At 64.7% G+C, this 8,971-nt stretch carries 8 protein-coding genes and 1 pseudogene; 7 read left to right on the forward strand and 2 right to left on the reverse strand.

Going from position 1 to position 8,971, the window contains the following annotated elements; genetic code table 11:
* Window positions 1-1,358, reverse strand: a 1,358-nt coding sequence (locus ACLP4W_RS24730) for an acyl-CoA carboxylase subunit beta (RefSeq protein WP_442390029.1), incomplete at its 3' end; no start/stop codon positions are given.
* Between the two features lie 81 nt (window positions 1,359-1,439).
* On the opposite strand from ACLP4W_RS24730, the gene ACLP4W_RS24735 reads away from it, so the two are divergent.
* The 6 genes from ACLP4W_RS24735 to ACLP4W_RS24760 all read left to right on the forward strand — a co-directional run bounded on the left by ACLP4W_RS24735 (window position 1,440) and on the right by ACLP4W_RS24760 (window position 7,320).
* The gene (locus ACLP4W_RS24735) at window positions 1,440-2,462 is read left to right on the forward strand and encodes an LLM class F420-dependent oxidoreductase (RefSeq protein WP_442390030.1); all 1,023 of its coding nucleotides are present in this window, start codon (window positions 1,440-1,442) and stop codon (window positions 2,460-2,462) included.
* Entirely contained in the window at window positions 2,459-3,694 is a 1,236-nt protein-coding gene (locus ACLP4W_RS24740; RefSeq protein ID WP_442390031.1) for a cytochrome P450, read from the forward strand. The genes ACLP4W_RS24735 and ACLP4W_RS24740 overlap by 4 nt, the downstream gene beginning before the upstream one ends.
* A gap of 114 nt (window positions 3,695-3,808) precedes the next feature.
* Window positions 3,809-4,630, forward strand: coding sequence for an SDR family NAD(P)-dependent oxidoreductase (locus tag ACLP4W_RS24745; protein WP_442390032.1), 822 nt, complete (start codon window positions 3,809-3,811; stop codon window positions 4,628-4,630).
* 125 nt (window positions 4,631-4,755) lie between these two features.
* Window positions 4,756-5,004, forward strand: coding sequence for a dsRBD fold-containing protein (locus tag ACLP4W_RS24750; RefSeq protein ID WP_442390033.1), 249 nt, complete (start codon window positions 4,756-4,758; stop codon window positions 5,002-5,004).
* A 214-nt stretch (window positions 5,005-5,218) separates the two neighbouring features.
* Window positions 5,219-5,821, forward strand: a complete 603-nt coding sequence (locus tag ACLP4W_RS24755; RefSeq protein WP_442390034.1) for a UbiX family flavin prenyltransferase — start codon at window positions 5,219-5,221, stop codon at window positions 5,819-5,821.
* Complete coding sequence (locus ACLP4W_RS24760; RefSeq protein WP_442390035.1) at window positions 5,821-7,320, forward strand: UbiD family decarboxylase; 1,500 nt, start codon at window positions 5,821-5,823, stop codon at window positions 7,318-7,320. The genes ACLP4W_RS24755 and ACLP4W_RS24760 overlap by 1 nt, the downstream gene beginning before the upstream one ends.
* Here the strand turns inward: ACLP4W_RS24760 and ACLP4W_RS24765 are convergent.
* Window positions 7,317-8,291, reverse strand: a pseudogene (locus ACLP4W_RS24765) (quinone oxidoreductase family protein). The gene ACLP4W_RS24760 and the pseudogene ACLP4W_RS24765 overlap by 4 nt on opposite strands.
* 295 nt (window positions 8,292-8,586) lie before the next feature.
* On the opposite strand from ACLP4W_RS24765, the gene ACLP4W_RS24770 reads away from it, so the two are divergent.
* A partial coding sequence (locus ACLP4W_RS24770; protein WP_442390036.1) for a thiamine pyrophosphate-binding protein occupies window positions 8,587-8,971 on the forward strand: 385 nt, incomplete at its 3' end.

Below are 8,971 nucleotides of genomic sequence, written 5' to 3' on the forward strand. Positions count from 1 at the left end.
CGATACGACGCCTGCAACTCGGCGTTGCGCAGCTTGGAGGACAGGTCCTCGTCGGCGTGCGACGCACGGCTTAACGCCGCCGCGCTCATGGCGCCCATCGTCGCGCCGGGGTAGGCGAAGGTCGCGACCTGGTGGTCAAAACCCAGCAGCGACATGACCATGGAGCCGAATCCGTACGCCTTGCGCAGCGTGAGGTGCAGCTTCAACGTGGTCGCCGCGGTCTGGGCGGCGAACATGCGACCACCGGCACGCAGCACGCCGCTGCGCTCGGACCGGCTGCCGGGCAGCATGCCGGGGTTGTCGGCGAGGAAGACGATTGGCAGGTGAAACGAGTCGGCCACCATGATGAAGTGCGCCGCCTTATCCGCGGCGTCGGCGTCGATGGAGCCGGCGATTACCTGGGGCTGGTTGGCCACCACCGCGACCGGATGGCCGCCGAGATGGGCCAGCACGCAGATGATCGCCTTGCCGAACTGCGGCTGAACCTCAAACCAGTCCGGCCGGTCGAAGATCGCGTCGAGCACGGCGCGCATGTCATAGACGCGACGGTTGTCGCGGGAGACGATGCCGAGTAGCTCCGGTGTCTGCCGCGGCTCGCTGGTCTTGTCGGCGGGCAGCGGCGACGGGTACGACCATGCGCTCGGCGGGAAGTATGACAGGTAGCGGCGGATGTCGTCGAGCACCGCTTCGTCGTCCTCGGCAACGTTGTGAATGACCCCGCTGGGCAAGGCGACGTTCGGCCCGCCGAGGTCCTCTTTCGAGATGTCTTCTCCGGTAGACTCTTTGACCACCGGAGGCCCGGCGGTGAAGATCGCGCCCTGGGCGCTCATGATACGGAAGTCGCACACCGGGGCGACCAGTGCGCCGTGTCCGGCCGAGGGGCCGAGCACGGCGGCGACGGTCGGGACACGGCCCGAGCACTGCGCCTGGGCGAGCAGATCGGTCGGGGTGCGCCCGTAATGCCCACCCGTGGGACGAAAACCGGCGCCTTCGAGCAGCATCACCAGCGGAATCTTGTCGCGCAGAGCCAATTCGGCGATGCGGTATCGCTTCGAGTTGCCTCCGGGCCCGATGCTGCCGGCCATCGTGGTGAAGTCCTCGGCGCCGAGCATCACGGGCGTGCCGTTGATCGAGCCGGAGCCCACGACGATCCCATCGGCGGCGATCTCGCCACCGACAAGGGTGCCGAGTTCGCGGAATGTCCCGGGGTCAAGGAGCCGGTCGATCCGCGCGCGGGCGTCGAGCTTGCCCTTGTTGTGGTGCTTCTCGAGCCGCTGGGGGCCGCCCATGGCCCATGCGTGCTGACGGCGACGGTCGAGGTCCTCGAGCGTCTCCTGCCAATCCGGGGGTTTTGTCATGCTGCTGTCCTACCTCGTGCGGATTCGTCGCGCGCCTAGAGCAGGGTCACATACTGGATTGCTTACTGTAAAGTTACCCGCATGGGTAGCGCCCCCCGCCTCAAGCTCGACGGGGGCATCCCCAATCGGCTCGCACGGGTGACCGAGGCGGCGGGCGCTCTGGAGCGGGACGGCTATGACGGGGGCTGGACCGCCGAGACCAGTCATGATCCGTTTCTGCCGCTGCTGCTTGCCGCCGAGCACACCTTGCGACTCGAGCTGGGCACCAACATCGCGGTGGCGTTCGCGCGCAACCCGATGATCGTCGCCAACATCGGCTGGGACCTGCAGGAGTATTCGCAGGGTCGGTTCATCCTTGGGCTGGGCACCCAGATTCAGCCCCACATCGAGAAACGATTCAGCATGCCGTGGAGCCACCCGGCGCGCCGGATGGGTGAATTCGTCTCCGCGTTGCACGCAATCTGGTCCGCCTGGAAGGACGGCACCAAACTGCGTTTCGAGGGCGATTTCTACACGCACAAGATCATGACTCCAATGTTTACGCCCGAGCCGCACCCTTACTCCGCGCCGAAGATTTTCCTCGCCGCCGTCGGCGAAGCGATGACCGAGTTGTGCGGCGAGGTCGCCGATGGCCACCTCGGTCATCCGATGGTCTCCAAGCGCTACCTCGATGAGGTGACTTTGCCGGCACTGGTGCGCGGCATGCAGCGCACCGGCCGCGAACGCGGGGACTTCCAGGTATCGGCCGAAGTGATGGTCGCCACCGGCGCGACCGACGAGGAGCTGGCCACCGCTATGGCTGCCACGCGCAAGCAGATCGCGTTCTACGGATCAACGCCGGCTTACCGCAGGGTGCTCGAACTGCATGGCTGGGGCGACCTGCACACCGAATTGAATCGCCTCTCCAAGCAAGGTGAGTGGGACACCATGGGCTCGCTCATCGACGACGAGATGCTGTGCGCCTTCGCGGTAGTCGGGCCAGTCGACACCATTGCCGCCGCCCTGCGCAGTCGTTGTGAGGACGTCGTCGATCGCGTGCTGCCGATCTTCTATTCCGCATCGCAGGACTGTATTACCGCCGCACTGAAGGAGTTTCGCCAATGAGCGCACCGACGGTCGACGAAGCCGCCAGGGTATTGGCAGATCCGTTGGCATACACCGACGAGCCGCGGCTGCATGCGGCGCTGACTCACTTGCGCGCCAACGCTCCGGTGTCGTGGGTCGAGGTGCCTGACTACAAGCCGTTCTGGGCGATCACCAAGTACGCCGACGTCATGGACATCGAACGCGAGAACATGCTGTTCAGCAACTGGCCGCGCCCGGTGCTGGCGACTGTCGAGGGCGACGAGATGCAGGCCGCCGCGGGGGTTCGCACGCTGATCCACATGGACGACCCGCAGCACCGGGTGGTGCGTGCGATCGGCGCGGATTGGTTCCGGCCCAAGGCGATGCGGGCGCTGAAGGTGCGCGTCGACGAACTGGCCAAGATCTACGTCGACAAGATGATGGCTGCCGGTCCCGAGTGCGACTTCGTTCAGCAGGTTGCGGTCAATTACCCGCTCTACGTGATCATGTCGCTGCTGGGCCTGCCGGAGGCCGACTTCCCGCGCATGCTCAAGCTCACCCAGGAGTTATTCGGCAGCGCCGACAGCGAGTTCAGGCGCGGCACTACGGACGAGGACCAGTTGCCGGCGCTGCTGGACATGTTCCAGTACTTCAACGGGGTGACCGCGTCGCGCCGCGAGCATCCGACCGAGGATCTCGCGTCGGCGATCGCCAATGCCCGCGTCGACGGCGAACCGCTGTCGGACCTCGACACCGTGTCCTACTACCTCATCGTGGCCACGGCCGGCCACGACACCACCAGCTCCACCATCTCAGGCGGCATGCACGCACTCATCGAGAATCCAGACCAATTGGCCCGCCTGCGCGACGATCTCGGCCTCATGCCGCGGGCCACCGAGGAGATGATCCGCTGGGTCACCCCGGTCAAACATTTCATGCGCACCGCCGCCGAGAGCACCACGGTACGCGGAACAGCCATCGCCGCAGGGGAATCCGTGCTGCTGTCGTATGCGTCGGCCAACCGCGACGAAGAGGTCTTCGACGACCCGTTCCGCTTCGACGTCGGGCGCGACCCCAACAAACACGTGGCCTTCGGCTATGGCGTGCACTTCTGCATGGGTGCGGTCCTGGCCCGCATGGAGGTCAACAGCTTCTTCTCCGAGCTGCTCCCCAGACTCAAATCCATCGAGCTGATCGGCGATCCGGAACTGACCGCCACCACCTTTGTCGGCGGCCTCAAACACCTGCCGGTACGCTACTCGCTGGCCTGAGCTCGACTGGGCGCGCGGGTCGACGCCCAGCGGTACTCCACAGTCCCCATTGGGTGGCAAATAGGTCAGTGACATTCGATGGCGCTCGATACACTCCCCGTGGAGGACTAGGCAATGACGCGTAGGACGATCGTCATCACGGGTGCCAGTGACGGCATCGGTGCCGCGGCGGCTCGTCGGTTACGCCGGAGCGGCGAAAACGTCGTAGTGGTGGGGAGGTCCGAAACCAAGACCGCAGCCGTGGCCGCCGAATTGGAAGCCGACCATTTCGTGGCCGACTTCACCGACCTGTCTCAGGTGCGGGCGTTGGCAGACAAAATTCGTTCCGAGTACCCGCGCATCGACGTTTTGGCCAACAACGCCGGCGGCATGTTCACGAACATCCACAAGACGGCCGACGGTCACGAGGTGACTTTTCAGGTCAACTACATGGCGCCGTTTTTGCTCACCACGCAGTTGCTGGAGGTGCTCGTTGGTTCCCGTGCCACGATCGTCAACACGACCAGCTCTTCCCAGACTCTGCTTCGCAGAGTCACCATCACCGATTTTGAAACGACGGACCGGCGCCGGCCCAGCGTTGCCTATGCTCTCGCCAAGCTGGCAAACATCTTGTTCACGAGGGAATTACATCGGCGCTACCGTGCCGACGGCCTCTCGGTTGCGGTGGTCCACCCCGGCTATGTCGACACAAATATTGGCGACGCGTCGGGATCGCGGCTTCTTAAAGTCATGCGGCGCACGCCGGTAAGGCGACTCACCGCGACGGCAGACGAGGGGGCCGACCAGCTGGTTTGGTTGGCGTCGAGTACGCCGGGTGTCGATTGGACGTCCGGCGGGTACTACTCGAAGGGCAAAATCGCGAAAGCCAACCGCGCGGCCTACGATCCCGTCCTCGCGCGCGAATTGTGGGATCGCACCATGGCCAAGATCGGCTAACAGCGCGGGCCCACACTTCATAGCGAGGTGTCGATTGGCATCACCGGTAGGGACCAAAGTCACCAGGATGCGCCACGCCGGTTGATGAACTCGAAAGTAACTCTGTCCCGCAGCATGATTCGTACATGTACCACACCAGTCGCCCGAATTCTCCAACGCATCCGATGGTCACACTGGCGATCGACGAGCATCGCGGCAGGACATACGCGAAGGTTGAGTTGCAATGGGGAAGTGCGCATTTGGCCGGAGTTGGCGTCGCCTATCGTCATCCGGCCGATAATTTGGTTCACGAAACCGGCCAGGAGCTGGCGACAGCGCGGGCCTTAGCGGACCTGGCGGACCAAATTACCGCGCTATCACACCTCAGGAACTGAGCCCCAGCCGCCGGGGCCGGTGACCGACGAGCGTTCGGGAAGGCTTCCTCGGGGAGCCGGTCGTGTGAGCCCCTACGGGACAGGCGTGGTGTTGTCTCGCGCGACATCAAACGGGGCACCGCATTGTCGGCGGGAACATCGACAACCGCCCTGGCCTTGGCTAACGATCCAGAGGGACGTCGTAACTGTCCGCCGAGTCGTGGGAGTGATTTGGATGAGACGGATCGTCGTGGGGATGACCGGAGCCACGGGCGCGGTGCTCGGTATCGAACTGCTCCGCCGACTGCAGCAGTGTCCCGACGCAGAGACGCACCTGGTGCTGTCGCGGTGGGCGCGGGCGACCGTCCACCTGGAGACGGAATGGTCGGCGCGTGATGTCGAGGGCTTAGCCGACGTCGTCTATTCGTGGGACGAGCAGGCAGCGGCGATCTCGTCGGGTTCTTTCCGGGTGGCGGGAATGGCGATCGCCCCGTGCAGCATGAAGACTCTTGCCGCGATCCGGATGGGCTACGCCGACGGATTGATTGCCCGCGCGGCAGATGTGACGTCGAAGGAACACCGGCGACTCGTGTTGGTGCCCCGCGAAACTCCGCTCAGTGAGATTCATCTGGACAACATGCTGACTTTGGCCCGCATGGGCGCCCGCGTCGTCCCGCCGATGCCGGCGTTCTACAACCACCCGGCTTCCGTCGGCGACATCGTCGATCACACCGTGACCCGGATTCTGGACCAGTTCGATATCGAATCACCCACCGCCAAACGGTGGAACGGTGTGCCGGGCGCCAAGACCTCGAGTCTCAAGGTGGTGAATCACTGATGCCCAGGATCACCGATCTCCGGGAGTATCTGCGAGTGCTGGAATCGCTTGGCGATGTCGAGCACATCGATCGTCCCGTCAGCGCCGTGCTGGAGGCGGCCGCGATCACCCGGCGGTCAACCGAGCAGGGGTGGCCGGCGCCGTTGTTCGACACCGTCGAGGGAGTGGAGCCCGGGTTCCGCCTGCTTGGTGCGCCGGGTGCGTTGTCCAGTGATCGCCGCTATCCCTTGGCACGCGTTGCGCTTTCGTTCGGTCTGTCGCACGACGTGACAGCGCAAGAATTGGTCGAGCACCTGGCGGCGGCGCACGGAAAGACGCCGATCCCGCCAAAGCTGATCTCGGCGGATTCGGCGCCGTGCAAGCAGAACATTCTGCTGGGGGCCGACGCGACCCTGGACCGGTTTCCGATTCCGTTGGTGCACCCCGATGACGGCGGCCGCTACCCCAACACCTGGGGTGTCATCGTCGCGAAGACGCCGGACGCTCGGTGGACCAACTGGTCGATCTCGCGGATCATGCTGCTGGACAACCGCCACATGACCGGCCTGTTCTTGCCTCAGCAACACATCGGGATGATCTGGGCGGAATGGGAAAAGATCGGTAAGCCGATGCCGTTCGCCGTCGTGCAGGGCGGTGATCCCGGCGTGCCGATGATCGGCGGGATGCCCATCCCGGCCGAAATGGACGAGGGAACGTTCCTGGGCACCCTCTACGGCGAACCCCTCGAAGTCGTCAAGTGCGAGACGGTCGATCTTGACGTGCCCGCGGGCGCCGAAGTCGTCATCGAAGGCCATGTTTCGATCACCCGGGACGCCACCGAGGGCCCCTACGCCGAGTTCCATGGCTACGCGCTCCCGGAGACCTCCCCGGAGCCGGTCTACACGATCGAGGCGATCACCTATCGCGACAACCCGATCTGGCCGATAAGTGCCACCGGCCGGCCGCCCGATGATTCGCAGATTGCCCCGGCGGTCGGGGTATCGGCTGAGGTGCTGGCGCTGCTGCGCAACGCCGGCCTGCCCATCACCACGGCCTGGCTGCTGGTGGACACGGCCTGCCACTGGATGATCATCACCGTCCCGCGGCATTGGCGCGATGTGCTCCCGGAAACCAGCACCACCGAATTCGTGCACCGGATCGGCGAGCTGATGAGTACCAGCCGGGTCGGTCAGATGTGTCCGGTCACCTATGTTGCTCGACGACGATATCGACCCATCGAACATCTCGGGTGTGTTGTGGGCGCTTGGCACTCGCACGCATCCGAACCTCCGGCAAGAGCAGTGGGAGGTGCCGATCCTGCCGTGGTATCAGTGCTACACCGAAGAGGAACGGCACAGCGGGCGTGGACCGATCGTCGTGCACGACGGGCTGTTTCCCTCGGTAGGGGCGCGCCCAGCTACGTTCGACAGTCTCTACCCGGCCGAGATCCGCGAACGTGTGCTAGCCGCCGAGTCACACTAAATCGGGCGCGCGGGACGAAGCTACCTATGTGCCGCTAGGGCGTCAGCACGACCGAGCCGACGGTCTTGCGGCCCTGGAGATCGCGGTGAGCTTGAGCGGCGTCCTCGAGCGGGTACCGGGCGCTCACGGTCACCGTGATGGCGCCGGCGGCGATCGCCTCGAACAATTCGTTCGTGCGCCAGGCGAACTCGTCGCGTGTGCGCATGAAATGCGGCCGCGACGGGCGGGTCAGATACACCGAGCCGGCGGCGTTGAGCCGCTGCGGGTCAACCGGGGGCACCGGTCCGCTGGCCGCGCCGAACAGTACCAGCGTGCCCCGGACCGCCGGGCTGGCAAGGCTGGCGTCGAATGTGGACTTACCCACGCCGTCGTAGACACCCGGGACACCCGTGCCGTTGGTAAGCTGTCGAACCCTGGCCCCGAACTAATGCGCGTCGTCGGGATAATTGAGTACCTCCACCGCGCCCGCCCGGCGCGACAGCTGCGCCTTGTGCGCAGTGGAGGCCGTCGTGATGACCCGCGCCCCAAGGCTGGTCGCCCACTGCGTCAGTATCAGGCCCACCCCGCCGGCCCCGGCGTGCAGCAGCACCGTGTCTTCGGGCTGCACAGGGTACACCGACTTGATCAGCAAGTGCGCGGTCATGCCCTTGAGGATGGCTGCCGCGGCGACGTCCGAGGTCACCGCATTCGGCATCGACGCCACGACATCGGCTGGCGCGATACAGTATTCGGCGTAGGCGCCAACGGCGTCGGCGGTCGCGACCCGGTCACCCACACGCAGCGCGGTCACATCATTGCCTATCGCGGCGACGGTTCCGGCCACTTCGGCGCCGAGGACGAACGGCAGTTCATGCGGATACAGCCCCGACCGGAAATAGGTGTCGACTAAATTCACGCCGATCGCCTCGGCTTTGATTAACACCTCACCGGGCCCAGGGGAGGGCAGCGGCTTCTCCACGCGGGAAAGTACGTCCGGTCCGCCGGTTTGCTCGACTTCAATCGCGTACATGTTCGAGCATTCCAACACGATATGCGTTTGGTGTCGATGGGCTCTCTGACAACGCCCGACGGCTTGGCGCTGTGGCCATGTACAACGGGGGTGCCGTGCCGGTTCGGCGGTGATACAGCTCGGACACCAGGAGAATCCTGATAGCACTGCCAGGCATTGTGATGGTCCACAGTGACCGGTGGGCACAGTTGTCGCGTAAAACATCGATAACATCACCACTTCTGAAGAGGCTGATACCTGAGCGCGGTGGCGCGCGTCGTGAAGGCTCGACAACCACGGAAGGACCGGCGGGACGATGACAGACAAGAAAACCATTCACGAGGTGACCTACGACCTGTTGCGTGAGCTGGGGCTGACGACGGTATTCGGCAACCCGGGCTCTACGGAGGAGACGTTCTTGAAGAACTTCCCCGACGACTTCACCTATGTCCTGGGATTGCAGGAGGCGTCGGTGGTGGCCATGGCCGACGGATTCGCCCAGTCCACCGGCAAGCCCGCCTTGGTCAATGTGCACACCGCCGCGGGGATGGGAAACGCGATGGGCAACCTGGTCGCGGCGGCTAAGGGCAACACCCCGCTGATCGTCACGGCCGGTCAGCAGACCCGCGAAATGGTGTTGTGCGAGCCATATCTGACCAACAAGGACGAAACTGTGTTTCCGCAGCCGTGGGTGAAGTGGG

This window comes from Mycobacterium sp. (assembly GCF_052145595.1).
Lineage (GTDB): Bacteria > Actinomycetota > Actinomycetes > Mycobacteriales > Mycobacteriaceae > Mycobacterium.